This window comes from Stenotrophomonas sp. NPDC077421, assembly GCF_049545505.1.
In the GTDB taxonomy this organism is placed as follows: domain Bacteria; phylum Pseudomonadota; class Gammaproteobacteria; order Xanthomonadales; family Xanthomonadaceae; genus Stenotrophomonas; species Stenotrophomonas nematodicola.
Genome location: NZ_JBMWDP010000017.1, coordinates 79,843 through 97,126, shown reverse-complemented (window position 1 = coordinate 97,126; position 17,284 = coordinate 79,843). Strand labels below are relative to the sequence as shown.

Below are 17,284 nucleotides of genomic sequence, written 5' to 3'. Positions count from 1 at the left end.
GAACCGCTTCAAGCCGGTCGTGGCGCGGAAGTGGGTGGAGCTGGTGTACGAAGGCTTCTACCACGACCCGCTGAAGACCGATATCGAGGCGTTCCTGAAGTCCTCGCAGGCCAAGGTCAACGGCGAAGTGGTGCTGGAAACCCGCGGTGGCCGCGTCGATGCGGTGGCCGTGCGCTCGCCGCACCTGCTCAACACCAAGGGCGCCACGTACGCCCAGTCGGCCGACTGGGGCGTGGAGGAGGCGGAAGGCTTCATCAAGCTGTTCGGCATGAGCTCCACGCTGTACGCGCAGGTGAACCGCTGAGCGATCCACGTAGCGCCGGGCTCTGCCCGGCGCCGCGCCACCCGTAGTGGCGGCCCGCGGCCGGCACTGCCCACCCTGATGGATTCCCGGACTGATGTTGGAACACACGCTCAACCACCTGCAGGCACTGGTGTCCTTCGACACCCGCAATCCGCCGCGTGCGATCACCACCGGCGGCATCTTCGACTACCTGCGCGCGAACCTGCCCGGGTTCAACGTCGAGGTGATCGATCACGGTGACGGTGCGGTCAGCCTGTACGCGGTGCGGGGCACCCCGAAGTACCTGTTCAACGTGCACCTGGATACCGTGCCCGATTCGCCGCACTGGACCGCCGACCCGCATGTGATGCGGCGTACCGACGACCGCGTCATCGGTCTGGGCGTGTGTGACATCAAGGGCGCGGCGGCAGCCTTGGTGGCTGCGGCCAATGCCAGCGATGGCGATGCCGCGTTCCTGTTCTCCAGCGACGAGGAAGCCAACGATCCGCGCTGCATCGCCGCGTTCCTGGCCCGTGGCATTGCATATGACGCGGTGCTGGTGGCCGAGCCGACCATGAGCGAAGCGGTGCTCGCCCATCGCGGCATCAGCTCGGTGCTGATGAACTTCGCCGGACGCGCCGGGCATGCCTCGGGCAAGCAGGATGCGGCCGCCAGCGCGCTGCACCAGGCGATGCGCTGGGGCAACCGCGCGCTGGACCACGTGGAATCGCTGTCGCATGCGCGCTTCGGCGGGCTCACCGGCCTGCGCTTCAACATCGGCCGGGTCGACGGCGGCATCAAGGCCAACATGATCGCGCCGGCGGCTGAACTGCGGTTCGGCTTCCGTCCGCTGCCGTCGATGGACATCGACGCGCTGCTGGCCACCTTCGCTGGTTTCGCCGAACCGGCTGCGGCGCTGTTCACCGAAACCTTCCGTGGCCCGAGCCTGCCGGCCGGCGACATCGCCGAAGCGGAAAACCGCCGCCTGGCCGCGCGTGACGTGGCCGACGCACTGGATATCCCGATCGGCAACGCGGTGGACTTCTGGACCGAAGCCTCGCTGTTCTCGGCGGCCGGTTACACCACGATGGTGTACGGTCCGGGCGACATCGCCCAGGCCCACACCGCCGACGAGTTCGTGACGCTGGAGCAGCTGCAGCGTTACACCGATGCCGTGCACCGGATCATCGCGCACGGCGCCTGATCGAACGACGCCGTCGTGGCCTGCCACTGACGGACCCTCCATCGCGGCTGCGGCCGCCTGTGACGATACTGAAATGCCTTCTTCCCTCCAGCCCCACCGCCAGACCCGCCAGACCATCGTGCGCCTGCTCTCGAGCATGGCCAGCGCGAAGGAGATCAGCCAGTACCTCAAGCGCTTCTCGCAGCTGGACGCCAAGCGCTTTGCCGTGGTCAAGGTCGGCGGCGCCGTGCTGCGCGACGACCTGGACGCGTTGACCTCCTCGCTGTCGTTCCTGCAGGAAGTCGGGCTGACCCCGATCGTGCTGCACGGCGCCGGTCCGCAGCTGGATGCCGAGCTGTCGGCCGCCGGGATCGTCAAGGAAACGGTCAACGGTCTGCGCGTGACCTCGCCGGAAGGCCTGGCCATCGTGCGCCGGGTGTTCCAGGCGTCCAACCTGCAGCTGGTCGAAGCGCTGCAGCAGAACGGCGCGCGTGCAACCTCGATCACCGGTGGCGTGTTCGAGGCCGAGTACCTGGACCAGGCCACCTACGGGCTGGTCGGCGAGGTGAAGAAGGTCAACCTGGCCCCGATCGAAGCGAGCCTGCGTGCCGGGTCGATCCCGGTCATCACCAGCCTGGGCGAAACCCGCTGCGGGCAGATCCTCAACGTCAACGCCGATTTCGCCGCCAACGAGCTGGTGCAGGAACTGCAGCCGTACAAGATCATCTTCCTCACCGGTACCGGTGGCCTGCTGGATGAAGAGGGCAGGGTGATCGACTCTATCAACCTGTCCACCGAATACGACCAGTTGATGCAGCAGCCGTGGATCCACGGCGGCATGCGCGTGAAGATCGAACAGATCAAGGACCTGCTGGACCGCCTGCCGCTGGAGTCGTCGGTGTCCATCACCCGCCCGTCGGACCTGGCCAAGGAACTGTTCACCCACAAGGGCTCGGGCACGCTGGTGCGCAAGGGCGAAAAGGTGCTGCGCGCCACCGCCTGGAGCGAACTGGACCTGCCGCGCCTGAAGGGCCTGATCGAATCCAGCTTCGGCCGCACCCTGGTGCCGGACTACTTCGACAAGACCCGCCTGCTGCGCGCGTACGTCAGCGAGAACTACCGCGCCGCGGTGATCCTCACCGACGAGGCCGAAGGCGTGTACCTGGACAAGTTCGCGGTGCTCGACGACGCGCAGGGCGAGGGTCTGGGGCGCGCGGTATGGAACGTGATGCTGGAAGAAACCCCGCAGCTGTTCTGGCGCTCGCGCCACGGCAACCCGATCAACCACTTCTACTACGCCGAATCCGACGGGTGCTACAAGCAGGGCGCCTGGAAGGTGTTCTGGTTCGGCGCCGACGGCTTCGAGCGGATCAAGACCTACGTCGATCATTGCGCGGTGCGTACACCGAGCCTGGAGGGCTGAACCGATGAATCACGCCGATTGGACCCGGGTTCCCACCCTGGCCGGCACGCACGCGCGGCTGGAGCCGCTGCAGATGTCCCACATCGATGGCCTGCGCGGCGCGCTGGGCGACGGCGCCCTGTCGCAGCTCTGGTACACCCAGGTTCCCTCGGCCAGGACCATGACCGGCTACGTCCAGGCCGCGCTGCAGGCGCAGGCCGAGGGCAAGGTGCTGCCGTTCGTGGTGTTCAACGCGGACGACGAGATCGTCGGTACCACCCGTTACTACGGCTTGGAAGAAGAGGTGCCGCGCCTCAGCATCGGCTACACCTGGTACGGGCAGGCCGCGCAGCGCACCGGGGTCAACACCGAGGCCAAGCTGATGCTGCTCACCCATGCCTTCGAGCGTCTGCAGTGCCTGAGCGTGGTGTTTGAGACCAGCTGGTTCAACTTCGCCTCGCGCACCGCCATTGCGCGCCTGGGCGCCAAGCAGGACGGCGTGTTGCGCAACCACAAGCGCCACGCGGACGGCACGCCGCGCGACACCGTCATCTTCTCCATCATCGACGCGGAGTGGCAGGGCGTGAAGCGCCACCTGCAGCACCGCCTGGACGCACACGCATGAGTACCTCCACCCCCTTCACCGTCGGCATCGTCGGCGCCCGTGGCCACACCGGTGCCGAGCTGATCACGCTGATTGCCGCGCACCCGAACCTGCAGCTGGGCTTTGTGTCCTCGCGCGAGCTGGCCGGGCAACCGGTTCCCCACCTGACGCAGCAGGACGGAGCACCGCTCCTGTATGAGAACCTGGATGCCGACGCGGTCGCTGCCAAGGGCATGGACGCGGTGATCCTGGCGCTGCCCAACGGCCTGTCCGCGCCGTTCGTGGCCGCCCTCACCGCTGCGCGTCCTGACACGGTGATCGTGGACCTGTCGGCCGACTACCGCTTCAACGAGCACTGGTACTACGGTCTGCCGGAACTGACCCGTGGCGACTACCTGGGCCAGAAGCACATCAGCAACCCCGGCTGCTACGCCACCGCGATGCAGCTGGCGATCAGCCCGCTGCTCAAGCACCTGGCCGGCCCGCCGCAGTGCTTTGGTGTCTCGGGTTACTCCGGCGCGGGCACCACGCCGTCGGACAAGAACAACCCGGCGCTGCTGCACGACAACCTGATGCCGTATTCGCTCACCAACCACATCCACGAGCGCGAAGTGTCCGCGCACCTGCGTGTGCCGGTGGAATTCATGCCGCACGTGGCACCGCATTTCCGTGGCATCACCATGACCGTCAACCTGTGGCTGGACCGCGTCCACACCCGTGAGGAGGTCGTGGCCGCCTACCAGGCCTACTACGCCAACGAGCCGCTGATCGAGGTGATCGACGAGGCGCCGTGGGTGAGCCGCATCGCCGGCCGGCATGGCGTGCAGATCGGCGGCTTCGATGTGGCCCCGGGCGGCAAGCGCGTGGTGGTGGTGGCGACCCTGGACAACCTGCTCAAGGGCGCGGCCACCCAGGCCATGCAGAACCTCAACCTCGCGCTTGGCCTGGACGAACTCAGCGCAATTCCGCATTGATTGGAGCAAGACATGGCAGACCTTCTGTGGCAGAAGCCCGGCGTGGCGGTGGACGCCAGCATCCAGACCTTCCTGGCCGGCGACGACGTGATCCTGGATCGCGAGTTTTTCCTGTACGACGTGGCCGCCAGCAAAGCGCACGCCCAGGGGCTGGAGAACATCGGCATCCTGTCTGGCGATGAGCGCACCGGCCTGCAGCGCGAACTGGACGTGCTGGCCGACGATTTCCGCAGCGGCGCCTTCGTGCTCGACGAGCGCTTCGAGGACTGCCACTCGGCGATCGAAGCGCGCCTGACCGAGCGCCTGGGCGATGCCGGCCGCAAGATCCACACCGGGCGCAGCCGCAACGACCAGATCCTGGTCGCCACGCGCCTGTGGTTGAAGGACAAGCTGCTGCACGTGGCCACGGTGAGCCGCGAAGTGGCCAAAGTCGCACTGGACCGTGCCGAGGCCGAGAAGGACCTGCCGGTGCCGGGCTACACCCATATCCAGCGCGCCGTGGTGTCCTCGGCGGGCATGTGGTGGGCCGGCTGGGCCGAAGCCTTCATCGACAACGCCATCCGCGCCCACGACACCTTCGCCCTCATCGACGCCAACCCGCTCGGCACCGCCGCCGGCTACGGCGTCAACCTGCCGCTGGACCGCGCGCACACCACCGCCGCGCTCGGCTTCGCGCGCATGCAGGTGTCGCCGATCTACGCGCAGCTCTCGCGCGGCAAGTTTGAACTGGCCGCACTGGAAGCGCTCGGCGGGGCCACCCTGGACCTGCGCCGCATCGCGTGGGACCTGTCGCTGTTCACCAGCGGCGAGTTCGGTTTCGTCGCGCTGCCGGCGCAGTACACCACCGGCAGTTCGATCATGCCCAACAAGCGCAACCCGGACGTGATCGAGCTGATGCGCGCCACCCACGCCAGCGTGGCGGCCGCACGCACCGAGATCGAACAGCTGCTGTCGCTGCCGTCCGGTTACCACCGCGATCTGCAGAGCAGCAAGGGCGCCATCTTCCACGGTTTCGGCCGCGGCCTGGCCGCGCTGGACCTGCTGCCGGCGCTGCTGGCCAACCTGGAATGGCGCGAGGACAAGCTGCGCGCGGCGATCGACTCGGGCATGTACGCCACCGATGTCGCCGTTGAAGCCGCGGTTGCCGGCGTGCCGTTCCGCGAGGCCTACAAGGCCGCCGCGGCCGCCTCGGACACCGCTGGCCAGGGCCGCACGCCCGAAGGCAGCCTGGCCGCGCGCGTGTCGCCCGGCGCGGCTGCCGACCTGCGGCTGGACGAACTGCGCGCCCGCTGGGCCGCGCTGGTGTAATCACGACGGCGGCCGCGAGGCCGCCGTTTTTCTTGGGAGGCTGACATGAAGATCTGCTACCTGGTACTGGTCACCCGCACGCCCGCGTTCCGCGACGAGGTGGGCGTGGCGCACGCGCGCTTTCTCGATACGCTGCGCGCCAATGACCAGCTGCTGCTTACCGGTGGCTTCACCGACAAGACCGGCGGCGCCTACGTTCTGCAGAACCTGACCGATCGCGCCGCCGCGCAGGCCATTGTCGACGCCGACCCGTTGATGGCAGAGGGCAGCGCCACGGCCACGGTCCACGAATGGTCCACCCGATGAGGCGTACGTCGCGATGACTCCGACCCGCGTGCAATCACCGTTTCCCGAGCAGCCGGTGCCCGCGTGGAAGCGCGCGGTGCTCAAGGTCGGCAGCAGCCTCCTGGCCGCCGACGGGGGTGGCCTTTCGCCGCGCCATGCGCTGGGCCTTGCCCAGTTCGTGTCCGCGCATGTGCTGGCCGGGCGCGAAGTGGTGATCGTGTCATCCGGCGCGGTCGCGGCCGGGCGCGCCATCGTGCCGCGCGCACTGGAAGCCGGTGCCGCGATGGCGGCGCGCCAGGCGCTGGCCGCGCTTGGCCAGGCGCAGTTGATCGGGCTGTGGCAGCGCTTCTTCGAACGCCCGGTGGCGCAGGTGCTGCTCACCCACGACGACCTGCGCAACCGCCGCCGCTATCTCAATGCACGCGCCACCCTCAACGAACTGCTGCGCCTGGGTGCCTTGCCCGTGGTGAACGAGAACGACACCGTGTCGGTGGACGAGCTCAAGCTGGGCGACAACGACAATCTCGCCGCCACCGTGGCAGCGCTGATCGATGCCGACGTATTGTTCATCGCCACCGACATCGACGGCCTGTACAGCGCCGACCCGCGCCGCGATCCGCAGGCGCACCCGATCCACGACGTTCCCGAACTGACCCCGCAGGTGCTGGCGATGGCCGGCGGCGCCGGCAGCGGGGCTGGCACCGGCGGCATGCATACCAAGCTGGAAGCGGCGGCCAAGGCCGGCCGTGTCGGTATCGAGACCTGTCTGTTCAACGGCCGCGACAGCGACGTGGTACGTGCACTGGCGCAGGGCCGGCTGTTCGGCACGCGCATCCATGCCGGCCAGACCCGGGTTGCCGCACGCAAGTACTGGCTGCGCCATGCGCCGTTGGAGCCGGGCGCGATCCTGGTCGATGACGGCGCCGCCGCCGCGCTGCGCGACAAGGGCGCATCGCTGCTGCCCGGTGGCGTGCTCGGTGCCGAGGGCGACTTCCGCCGCGGCGACATGGTCGAGGTGCGGCTGCGCACCGGGACCGGCGAGCTGCGCCTGGCGCGCGGCGTCAGCCAGTACTCGGCCAGTGATATCCGCCGCGTGGCCGGCCACCACTCGCGCGACATCGAGCGCGTGCTGGGCTACAACTACGGTGGCAACGTGATCCACCGCGACGACCTGGTGCTGCTGTGATGCCTTCGACCGAGACCCCTGCCATGACCGATATCCGATCCCTGGCCACGCAGTGCCGGGATGCCGCGCAGCAGCTGGCGCAGTTGTCTTCGCCGGCCAAGGCGGCCCTGCTTGAGGCAATGGCGGCAGCGCTGGAAACCGATGCCGAGGGGATTCTGGCCGCCAATGCGCGCGACCTCGCGGCGGCGACGGAGAAGGGCGTCGGCAGTGCGATGCTGGACCGCCTCGCGCTGGACCCGCGTCGGCTGGCCGGTATCGCCGCCGCACTGCGCGAGGTGGCCGCACTGCCGGACCCGGTCGGCGTGGTCACCCGCGACGACGTGCGCCCCAACGGTATCCGCGTGCAGAAGGTGCGCGTGCCGCTGGGGGTGATCGCGATGATCTACGAGGCACGCCCGAACGTCACCGCCGATGCGGCCGCGCTGTGCATCAAGGCGGGCAATGGCGTGATTCTGCGTGGTGGTTCCGAGGCGATCCACTCCAATACCGCGATTGCCGCCGCCCTCAAGCGCGCGCTGCGCGAGGCGGGGGTGCCCGACGCGGCCCTGACCCTGGTCGAGGACCTGCGCCGCGAGACCATGCTGGCGCTGCTGCAGCTCAACGACCTGGTGGACCTGGCGATTCCGCGCGGCGGCGAAGGCCTGATCCGTTTCGTGGCCGAGCATGCGCGGGTGCCGGTGATCAAGCACTACAAGGGCGTCTGTCATCTGTACGTGGACCGTGCCGCCGATCTGCAGCGCGCCGTGGCGCTGCTGGTGGATGGCAAGTGCAGCCGGCCGTCGGCCTGCAATTCACTGGAGACGCTGCTGGTGCATGCCGATGTCGCCGGCACCTTCCTGCCGCTGGCCGATGCGGCGCTGCGCGAGCGCGGTGTCGCGCTGCGTGCCGACGACCGCGCCCGCCAGTGGCTGGCCGATGCCGCACCGGCCACCGAGGACGATTACGCCGCCGAGTACCTGGACCTGATCCTGGCCGTGCGCGTGGTCGACGATCTCGACCAGGCGCTGGCGCATATCCAGCAGTACAGTTCGGACCATACCGAAGTGATCGCCACCGACGACCCCGCTGCCGCCGACCGCTTCGTCCACGCACTGCGCTCGGCGGTGGTGATGGTCAACGCTTCGTCGCGGTTCTCCGATGGCGGCGAACTCGGCCTCGGCGCGGAGATCGGCATCTCCACCACGCGCCTGCACGCCTACGGCCCGATGGGGCTGGAGGCGCTGACAGTGGAGCGTTTCGTGGTGCGTGGCGACGGCCAGACGCGGGCGTAGGGCGCGGTTACCGCGCCCGGTGTCTCACCACTGGTCTTCCAGCTTCTGCGGCTTGCAGGCAATCCACGACGCCGTGAGCAGCACCAGCGCGCACAGCGCCAGGAAGCCGAAGGGCAGGTGCCAGCCACCGCTGACCGCATGCAGCCAGCCGAACAGGAACGGGCCGAGGCAGCTGAACGCGTAGCCGACGCCCTGCATGAACCCGGACAGCGCGGCCGAGCCGGCCGGCGTGCGGGTGCGCAGGTTGATCAGGGTCAGCGCCAGCGGGAAGGTGGACGGACCAATACCCAGCAGCACCGCCCACAGCCACGGCGCCTTCATCGGCGCGAACAGCAGCCCGGCGAAGGCGATCAGGAAGGCGGTGAAGCCGATCAGGACCAGCGGGAAGGGGTTGCGCAGGCGCACGGCCAGCGCCGGCATGGTCAGCGAGGGCAGCAGGCCGAGTGCGGCGAAGATGGCCACCATGATGCCGCCGAAACGCGGCGTGGCGCCGGCTTCCACCACGATGCGCGGCAGCCAGGTGAACATCGAGTAGGTCATCAGCGAGGTCATGCCGAACATCAGCGTCATGCCCCAACCCAGCGGCGTCTTCCAGACCTTGCCGTGCGGCTGGGCACCGGGATCGCTGGTCGGGGCCAGCGGATCCGGGTGCGGGCGGCTGCGCGCCAGCAGCAGCCAGGGCAGGGCGGCGGCCACGGCCAGCAGCGCCCAGATGCCCAGCGACACGCGCCAGCCGGCCTGTTCGGCCAGGGGCACGGCGAGCAGCGCCGGCATCATGGTGCCGATCTGCAGCACGGTGATGTAGAGCGTGCTGACAGTGCCGACGCGGTTGGCGAAGTAGCGCTTCACCAGCGGCGGCACCACCACATTGCCGATGCCCATGCCGGCCAGGGCGACCACCGACCCGAACAGCAGGCTGCCCACGCCACCGGCCAGCGAGCGCAGCAGCAGGCCCACGGCGGCCAGGGCCATCGCCAGCAGCGCGGTGCGCTCCAGGCCGATGCGGCGTGCCAGCATCGGCGTGGTGACGCCGAACAGCGCGAACGAGGCGGTCGGCAGCATGCCGAGCACGCCGGTCATGGTGGTGCCGAAGCCAAAGGTCTGGCCGAGCACATCCAGCAGCGGCGTGACCGAGGTGACGGCGGTGCGCAGGTTCAGCGCGGCCAGCAGGATCGCGGTGAAGGCGAGCACGCGCCCCCGCAGCAGGGACGTGTCATGGGAAGGGGTATGGGGCATGGCGTGGATCTCTTGCAGGTGGCGCGATCACGGTGGGGGCCGGATGTGCGGAAGCGCAGACACCGGCAGAGTGCCGGAGACTGCGGGAGTGCGATGGCAGGGATGCGGCAGAGTGCGCGCATCCCGGTGGCGGGCATTGTACCCGCCACCCATGAACCGGTCGTGCCCACCCGGTGGGCCGACCGCCGCCAAGGAGGGGGCGGCCGCTGGGCGGCAACCCCAGACAGAGGGACACAAAAAAGCCCGGAGGACGGACGTCTTCCAGGCTTCAATGTGACCATCAACTGGTCGGGGAGACAGGATTCGAACCTGCGACCTCTACGTCCCGAACGTAGCGCTCTACCAGACTGAGCTACACCCCGTAAGGAGCCGCCTATTGTATCGATCCCACCCTTCGGCGGCAAGGGGGACCGTGAAACGCCTTCGGTGCCGTGTTGCCACGGCTCTTACAGAAAAGCCTGGAATTGACGCTTCCAGGCTTCAATGCGACCACCGGAGTGGTCGGGGAGACAGGATTCGAACCTGCGACCTCTACGTCCCGAACGTAGCGCTCTACCAGACTGAGCTACACCCCGAAGGAGCCGACAAGGATACGGTGTGAAGACCGCGCCGGCAACCTTTTTTTAGCCTTCTTCGTTATCCGTACGGCTCTGCTCGCGGGCTTCGAACCACATGCCGTTGAGGATGGCCACGACCGAAGCCAGTCCTGCACCAAGAATCCAAGCGAAGTACCACATTGTAGGTCTCCTAGAGCGCCACCGGGGCGCGTCAGTAAGCGTTGGGGTTGTCGCCCATTTCTTCAGTCGTGGTCTTGCCCTTCATCACGCGGTAGACCCAGGAGGTGTAGGCGATGATGATCGGCAGGAAGATGGCCGTGGCGATCAGCATGATCCCCAGGGTAAGGTGGCTGGAGGAGCTGTCCCAGACGGTCAGGCTGGAGCCCGGCTGGCTGGAGGAGGGCAGCAGGAACGGGAAGATCGCAAAGCCCACGGTCAGGATGATGCCGGCGATCGAGGCGCCCGACGCGATGAACGCCAGGCCGCCGCGACGGGCCCGCAGCAGGACCGCGCTGGCCAGTGCACCGATCAGGCCGAGGATCGGGAACAGCACGGTGGCGGGCATGCTGCTGTAGTTGCGCATCCAGCCACCGGCCAGGCTGCCCAGTTCAGCGGTCTTGAGCAGCGGGTTGGTCGGGCCATCGGTGACCACCTGGGAGGTGATCTGGTAGCCCGGCAGGCCGAAGGCCACCCACACACCGGCCAGTGCAAACAGCACGAACGTCAGCACCGCCGCGACGCTGCCGTAGCGGGCAGAGCGCTCGGCCACCGGGCCGTCGGTCTTGAGCACCAGCATTGCGGCACCGTGCGCGACCACCATCGCAACGCTCACCAGACCGGCCAGCAGCGCGAACGGGTTGAGCAGGCCGATCAGGGTGCCGGTGTAGAAGATGCGCATGCTGTCATCGAAGTGGAACGGCACGCCAACCAGCACATTGCCCACCGCCACGCCGGCGATCAATGCCGGCAGCAGGCCGCCGACGAACAGCGCACGGTCCCAGTTCCCACGCCAGCGCTTGCTGGGCATCTTGCTGCGGTACTTGAAGGCGACCGGGCGCAGGATCAGCCCGAACAGCATCAGGAACACCGCCAGGTAGAAGCCGGAGAAGCTGACCGCGTACAGCGGCGGCCACGCGGCGAAGATCGCACCGCCACCGAGCACCAGCCACACCTGGTTGCCTTCCCACACCGGGCCGACGGTGTTGATCACCAGCCGGCGTTCGTCGTCGGTCCTGGCCACGAACGGCAGCAGGGTGCCAACGCCGAGGTCGAAACCGTCCATCACCGCCCAGGCGATCAGCAGAATGCCGAGCAGCAGCCACCAGATCACGCGGAGCGTGGTGTAATCGAGTCCAATGAATTCCATCTGGGTTCTCCTGCCTTACGCCTGACCGTGGGTCGGCGCAGCGGCATTGGGGGAAAGGGACGTGGCTGCAGCCTGCAGCGACGGCAGGATGTCGTCCGGGCCCTTGCGGATCGCCTTCAGCATCAGCTTCACTTCGATCACCAGCAGCACCGTGTACAGCGCGGTAAACACCGCCAGCGTGGTCAGGATTTCATGCAGGGCCAGGCCCGAGGCGGCATAGAAGGTCGGCAGCACGCCGTCCACCGCCCACGGCTGGCGGCCGTACTCGGCCACGAACCAACCGCATTCGATTGCAATCCACGGTGCCGGCAGCGTCCACAGGGCGAGCTTGAGGAACCAGCGCTTGTCCTGGAAGTTGTGGCGGCAGGAGAAGTAGAAGGCCACCGCGAAGAACGCGATCAGGTAGAAGCCCAGCCCGGCCATGATGCGGAAGGTCCAGAACAGCGGGGCGACCCGCGGCACGGTGTCCATCGCCGCCTTCGAAATTTCCTCGGGGGTGGCGTTGAGGATGTCCTCGCGATAGCGCTTGAGCAGCAGGCCGTGGCCCAGATCCTGCCAGTGGCGATCGAACATTTCGCGCGCTTCGACGTCGTTCTTGTCCTTGCGCACGCGCTCCAGCGCACCGTAGGCCAGCTGGCCACCGCGGACGCGGTGTTCCGCACGCTCGACCAGCTCCAGGATGCCCGGAATCGGCTGGTTGAACGAACGCGTGGCGATCAGGCCCATCAGGTACGGGATCTTCACCGCGTAATCGTTCTGCTGGGTCTGCTGGTTGGGAATGCCGAAGGCGGTGAAGTCGGCCGGCGCACGCTCGGTTTCCCACATCGCTTCAATGGCCGCCAGCTTCATCTTCTGGTGCTCGCTGGCGGCGTAACCGCTCTCGTCACCCAGCACCACCACCGACAGCGAGGACAGCAGGCCGAAGGCCGCGGCCACTGCGAAGGAGCGGCGCGCCATGTCCCTGTGCTTGTTGCGCAGCAGGTACAGCGCGCTGATCGACATCACGAACACCGCACCGGTCACGTAGCCGGCGCTGACCGTATGCACGAACTTGGCCTGCGCCACCGGGTTGAACAGCACGGCGGCGAAATCCACCACCTCCATGCGCATGGTTTCCGGATTGAAGATCGCGCCCGTCGGGTTCTGCATCCAGCCGTTGGCGATCAGAATCCACACCGCCGACAGGTTGGTACCCAGGGCCATCAGCCAGGTCACGGTGAGGTGCTTGACCGGGGTCAGGCGCTTCCAGCCGAAGAAGAACAGACCGATGAAGGTCGCTTCCAGGAAGAACGCCATCAGGCCTTCGATCGCCAGCGGGGCGCCGAAGATATCGCCGACGTAGTGGCTGTAGTACGACCAGTTCATGCCGAACTGGAATTCCATCACGATGCCGGTGGCAACGCCGATGGCGAAGTTGATGCCGAACAGCGTGCCCCAGAACAGGGTCATCTGGCGCCAGACCTGCTTGCGGGTCATGACGTACACGCTTTCCATGATGGCCACCATGAAGGACAGGCCAAGCGTGAGCGGTACGAAAAGGAAGTGGTACATCGCGGTCAGAGCGAATTGCAGCCGCGACAGTTCTACGACTGTCTGATCAATCATGGCCTGGCTACCTCGTTGGGTTTTGCCGTTACAGGTGGCGGGAAGGGGGGTCTACGGGGTGAATTCTGTGACCGACAACTTCAATTAGCCTTGATTTAGATCAATGTACAAACGATCTCGCGAAGGAATGGTATGCACCCTGGCCGAGCCTGCGACCGCTTGCCGCACGAGCGACGTGCCAGCACCCTCTACAATCGACGGAACCTCCTTGTGGCCGCCAGTGAACCGTTTTGAGCATACCCCCTGACGCCACCGTTGTTGAGACCGCCGCCCTGCGCCGGCAGCGCCTGCGCTGGCTGGGCGGGCTGGGCGGGGCCGCCCGCCGCCAGCAGCGGCTGGCCGCCCTGTGCATCTGCCTGTCCGGGGCGCTGCTGATCGGCCAGGCCGCCGCCATCGCCTGGCTGATCCAGGCCATACTGGTCGACCACCGGCCGCTGGCCGAGGCCACCCCGGCCCTGCTGGGGCTGCTGGGGCTGCTGGCGGTACGGGCCGCGCTCGGCACCGCCACCCAGGCGGCCGCCGGCGATGTGGCCGACGCCGCGCGCCTGGCGCTGCGCGAGCGGGTCTACCGGCGGCTGCTCGGGCGCGGCCCGTTGTGGCTGCGGCAGCAGCGCACCGGCGAGATGGGCGAGCTGATGCTGGCCCATGCCGATGCCATCGAGAGTTACTACGCCGGCTATCAGCCGGTCCGCATCGAAGTGGTGGTGGTACCGCTGCTGATCGCCCTGGCGGTGGCCTGGGCCGACTGGGTGGTGGCGTTGATCCTGGTGTTCACCGCGCCGCTGGTGCCGTTCTTCATGATGCTGGTGGGGTGGGGCGCCGAAGCCGCCGGCCGCGCGCAGCTGGGCGAGCTGGCACGGATGAGTGGCCATTTCGCCGACCGCATCAAGGGCCTGGGCCTGCTGCGCCTGTATGGTCGGGGCGAGGCCGAGCTGGCCGGGGTCGAGGCCGCCGCCGAAGGCGTGCGCGAGCGCACCATGAAGGTCCTGCGCATCGCCTTCCTGTCCTCCACCGTGCTGGAGTTCTTCGCGTCGGTCAGCGTGGCGATGGTCGCGCTGTATCTCGGTCTGAGTTATCTGGGCCTGATGTCGCTGCATGCGCAGGTGCCCACGTTGGGCATCGGCGTGTTCTGCCTGCTGCTGGCGCCGGAGTTCTACGCGCCGCTGCGGCGGCTGGCCGCGCACTACCACGACCGCGCCAACGCACTGGCCGCGGCCGCCGAGGTGGAGCGCCTGCTCGGCGAGCTGCCGGAAGACGTCACGGCCGACGCGCCGGCCGCCACCGCGCGCACGCCGGAGCTGCTGGAAGCGCACGCGCCGCCGGTGGTGGTGCGCGATCTCAGCCTGCGCCCGCTGGGCGCCCAGCACGACGTGGTGCAGCACCTGTCGTTCCACATCGAGGCGGGCCAGCGCGTGGCGCTGGTCGGGCCCAGTGGCAGTGGCAAGAGCACCCTGCTCGAAGCGCTGGCCGGCTGGCTGCCGCCGCAGTCGGGCAGCATCGTGCTGCGGCCGGGCCTGGAGATCGGCTACGCCGGCCAGCGCCCGTACCTGTTCCACGGCAGCATCGCCGACAACCTGCGCCTGGCCGACCCCGGCGCCACCGATGCGCACCTGCGTGCGGTCGCCGAGGCGGCGCAGGTGATGCGCTTCGCCGCCGCCCTGCCGCAGGGCCTGGACACCGTGATCGGCGAGCGTGGCTTTGGCCTGTCCGGTGGCGAGGCACGGCGTATCGGCCTGGCCCGCCTGCTGCTGCGCGACCCGCAGCTGCTGCTGCTCGATGAGCCCACCGCCTTCCTCGATCCGGAGACAGAGGCCGACCTGCTGCGCACCCTGGCCGCGTTCGCGCGCGGCCGCAGCGTGGTCATCGCCACCCACAGCGAGGCCGCCATGCGCTGGGCCGACACGCGGCTGACCCTGACCGCCGGTGGCGCCCGGCACGCCTCGGAGCTGCCGGCATGAGCGCGCCCCGCATCGACACCCTGCGCGGCGTGTTCGCCCGCCATCGTGCCCGCCTGCTGCTCACCGTCCTGCTGCTGTGGACCACGATGCTGGCCGGCACGGCACTGCTGGGGCTGTCCGGTGGTTTCCTCACCGCCGCCGCGCTCGCCGGTGCCGCCGGGCTGGGCAGCGGCTTCAATTTCTTCTCGCCTTCGGCCGGCATCCGCGGCCTGACGATGGCGCGCATCGTCTCGCGCTACTTTGAAAAGCTGGTTGGCCACGACGTCACCCTGCGCATCGCACGCGACCTGCGCGTGTGGTTCTTCCGCCGCGCGCTGCCGCTGGCGCCGGCGCGTCTGGCCGGCATCCGCACCGGTGAGCTGCTGGCGCGACTGATGTCGGACATCGGCGAAGTCGATGGCCTGCTGGTGCGCGCGATCGGGCCGCTGCTCGCACTCGGCGGCATCTCGCTGGTGGGCGTGCTCTCGGCCGGCATCATCTACCCGCCGGCGGCCGCGCTGCTCGCGGTGCTGACGCTGCTGGTCGGCATCGGCGTGCCGTGGCTGACCGTGCGTGGCGCCGCCGGGCAGGAGCGCGATCGTGCGCTGCACCGGGCCCAGCTGCGCACCCAGGCGTTTGAAGGCCTGGAAGGCGCGGCCGACCTGACCGCCCTGCAGGCACGCGAGCACTGGAACCTGCGCGTGCTGGTCGCCGCCAAGCAGCTGCGCTCCCGCGACCGCCGCCGCCGCTGGCGCCTGCTCAGTGGCACTGCGCTGCACGGCCTGTGCGCGGCCGGCGGCCTGGTAGCCATGCTGTGGCTGGCCTTGCACGGCTTCGAGACCGGCGCCATCGACGCCGCACTCGCAGCCGCGCTGGTGTTTCTCACGGTGGCGCTGCTCGAACTCTGGGCCGGCATCGGCCTGGCCTGGCAGTCCTGGCTGTCCGGCCGCGTGGCAGCGGTGCGTCTGGACGCCATCGTCGACCAGCCGCCGGGCGTGGACGAGCCGGCCGACCCGGTCGCGATTCCGCTTGAGCCGGCCACCCTGGCATTCGAGCGCGTCAGCTTCCGTTGGCCGGGCCAGTCGCGCGCACTGCTCGACGAAGTGCAGCTGCAGCTTCGCCCCGGCGAGCGCATCGCCATCCGTGGCGACAGCGGCAGCGGCAAGACCACCCTGGCGTCACTGCTGCTGCGGCTGTGGGACCCTGATGGTGGCTACGTGCGCTATGGCGGCATCGACATCCGTCACGTCGCGCAGGATCAATGGCACCGCCAGATCGCCTGGCTGCCGCAGAACGCACCGGTGTTTGCGGGCACCGTCGCCGACAACCTTCGTCTGGGCGACCCCGAGGCCAGCGACGCGCGGCTGTGGCAGGTGCTGGCGGACGTGCGCCTGCAGATGTGGGCCGAGCAGGTGGGCGGATTGTCCGCCTGGGTCGGCGAGAACGGGGCCACGATGTCGGCCGGCCAGGCGCGCCGTCTGGCGCTGGCCCGCGCGCTGCTGCGCGAGGCACCGATCCTGCTGCTGGACGAGCCCACCGAAGGCCTGGACGTGGATACCGCGCAGGCGCTGCTGCACGACATGGTGGCCGCGCTGGGGCAGCGCAGCCTGTTGATGATCACCCACGACGAACTGCCGGAGGGCATCGTGCACCGGAGTTATCGGTTGCGTGAGGGTGGGTTGGGGTAGGGCGGAAGGTTTGCTGACCTGGCGATGGGCTGCGGGGCGTGCTGAAAGGCCCACAGATCAAGTGTTCACTCCCATCGGGGAGGCCAGCCTGCGACCTGCTGGTCAAAATTTGCAACGGAAATCAGAGGGCGTCGTTCTACTTCCACTGTAAGCGTACCGCCAGCCACCTCCGCGCGAACCGCGGGGATCTGGGAACAGTGTTACTTCCGGGACGTTGAAGCCGGAGTTCGGTGGCACTGGTGAGTATGGTTCTGACTTGGGGACGCTAGCTGGCGAGACTCGTCCAGCGGGGCCTGGTGATCCAGCACCAGCAGGTTCGCAAATCGGCGAGAACGGGGTGTTTGGTCGCGAAAACTCTTCTGGGGGACATAGCATCGATATCCCCGCTAACCGCGACAA

At 68.4% G+C, this 17,284-nt stretch carries 14 protein-coding genes, 2 tRNA genes and 1 pseudogene; 11 read left to right on the top strand and 6 right to left on the bottom strand.

The window, feature by feature from the left end; all coding sequences use genetic code 11:
* The 9 genes and pseudogenes from ACPEH1_RS11395 to ACPEH1_RS11355 all read left to right on the top strand — a co-directional run.
* A pseudogene (locus ACPEH1_RS11395) lies at positions 1-304 on the top strand (argininosuccinate synthase); the annotation flags it as partial.
* Between the two features lie 94 nt (positions 305-398).
* Entirely contained in the window at positions 399-1,487 is a 1,089-nt protein-coding gene (locus tag ACPEH1_RS11390; protein WP_017356625.1) for an acetylornithine deacetylase, read from the top strand.
* Positions 1,488-1,560: 73 nt separating this feature from the next.
* Positions 1,561-2,889, top strand: a complete 1,329-nt coding sequence (locus tag ACPEH1_RS11385) for an acetylglutamate kinase (protein ID WP_017356624.1) — start codon at positions 1,561-1,563, stop codon at positions 2,887-2,889.
* Between the two features lie 4 nt (positions 2,890-2,893).
* Entirely contained in the window at positions 2,894-3,493 is a 600-nt protein-coding gene (locus ACPEH1_RS11380) for a GNAT family N-acetyltransferase (RefSeq protein ID WP_017356623.1), read from the top strand.
* Complete coding sequence (gene argC / locus ACPEH1_RS11375; protein WP_166473233.1) at positions 3,490-4,446, top strand: N-acetyl-gamma-glutamyl-phosphate reductase; 957 nt, start codon at positions 3,490-3,492, stop codon at positions 4,444-4,446. Before ACPEH1_RS11380 ends, argC begins: the two co-directional genes overlap by 4 nt.
* Positions 4,447-4,458: 12 nt before the next feature.
* Positions 4,459-5,754, top strand: a complete 1,296-nt coding sequence (gene argH / locus ACPEH1_RS11370) for an argininosuccinate lyase (RefSeq protein WP_153165156.1) — start codon at positions 4,459-4,461, stop codon at positions 5,752-5,754.
* A gap of 45 nt (positions 5,755-5,799) precedes the next feature.
* Positions 5,800-6,060, top strand: a complete 261-nt coding sequence (locus ACPEH1_RS11365) for a YciI family protein (protein WP_136003260.1) — start codon at positions 5,800-5,802, stop codon at positions 6,058-6,060.
* Positions 6,061-6,073: 13 nt separating this feature from the next.
* Positions 6,074-7,225, top strand: a complete 1,152-nt coding sequence (gene proB / locus ACPEH1_RS11360; protein ID WP_136003261.1) for a glutamate 5-kinase — start codon at positions 6,074-6,076, stop codon at positions 7,223-7,225.
* A gap of 23 nt (positions 7,226-7,248) precedes the next feature.
* The gene (locus ACPEH1_RS11355) at positions 7,249-8,496 is read left to right on the top strand and encodes a glutamate-5-semialdehyde dehydrogenase (RefSeq protein WP_136003262.1); all 1,248 of its coding nucleotides are present in this window, start codon (positions 7,249-7,251) and stop codon (positions 8,494-8,496) included.
* A 24-nt stretch (positions 8,497-8,520) separates the two neighbouring features.
* Here ACPEH1_RS11355 and ACPEH1_RS11350 read toward each other — a convergent pair whose 3' ends face one another.
* From ACPEH1_RS11350 to ACPEH1_RS11325, 6 genes are all read right to left on the bottom strand, one after another.
* Positions 8,521-9,732 (bottom strand): CynX/NimT family MFS transporter, encoded by a 1,212-nt coding sequence (locus tag ACPEH1_RS11350; RefSeq protein ID WP_313160790.1) that lies wholly within the window; start codon positions 9,730-9,732, stop codon positions 8,521-8,523.
* Positions 9,733-10,017: 285 nt separating this feature from the next.
* Positions 10,018-10,094, bottom strand: a tRNA-Pro gene (locus tag ACPEH1_RS11345).
* Positions 10,095-10,230: 136 nt separating this feature from the next.
* Positions 10,231-10,307, bottom strand: a tRNA-Pro gene (locus ACPEH1_RS11340).
* 48 nt (positions 10,308-10,355) lie between these two features.
* Positions 10,356-10,469, bottom strand: coding sequence for a cytochrome bd-I oxidase subunit CydX (cydX, locus tag ACPEH1_RS11335; RefSeq protein WP_017357474.1), 114 nt, complete (start codon positions 10,467-10,469; stop codon positions 10,356-10,358).
* Between the two features lie 31 nt (positions 10,470-10,500).
* Positions 10,501-11,655 (bottom strand): cytochrome d ubiquinol oxidase subunit II, encoded by a 1,155-nt coding sequence (gene cydB / locus ACPEH1_RS11330; RefSeq protein WP_017357475.1) that lies wholly within the window; start codon positions 11,653-11,655, stop codon positions 10,501-10,503.
* A 15-nt stretch (positions 11,656-11,670) separates the two neighbouring features.
* A complete protein-coding gene (locus ACPEH1_RS11325) occupies positions 11,671-13,260 on the bottom strand; it encodes a cytochrome ubiquinol oxidase subunit I (protein WP_017357476.1) in 1,590 nt (529 codons plus the stop codon).
* A gap of 230 nt (positions 13,261-13,490) precedes the next feature.
* Between ACPEH1_RS11325 and cydD the strand changes: the two genes are divergently transcribed.
* A complete protein-coding gene (gene cydD / locus ACPEH1_RS11320) occupies positions 13,491-15,218 on the top strand; it encodes a thiol reductant ABC exporter subunit CydD (RefSeq protein WP_423715794.1) in 1,728 nt (575 codons plus the stop codon).
* Positions 15,215-16,885 carry a thiol reductant ABC exporter subunit CydC gene (gene cydC, locus ACPEH1_RS11315; protein ID WP_423715793.1) on the top strand — a complete coding sequence of 557 codons (1,671 nt, stop codon included), beginning with the start codon at positions 15,215-15,217 and terminating at the stop codon, positions 16,883-16,885. Before cydD ends, cydC begins: the two co-directional genes overlap by 4 nt.
* The last annotated feature ends 399 nt before the right edge of the window (positions 16,886-17,284 follow it).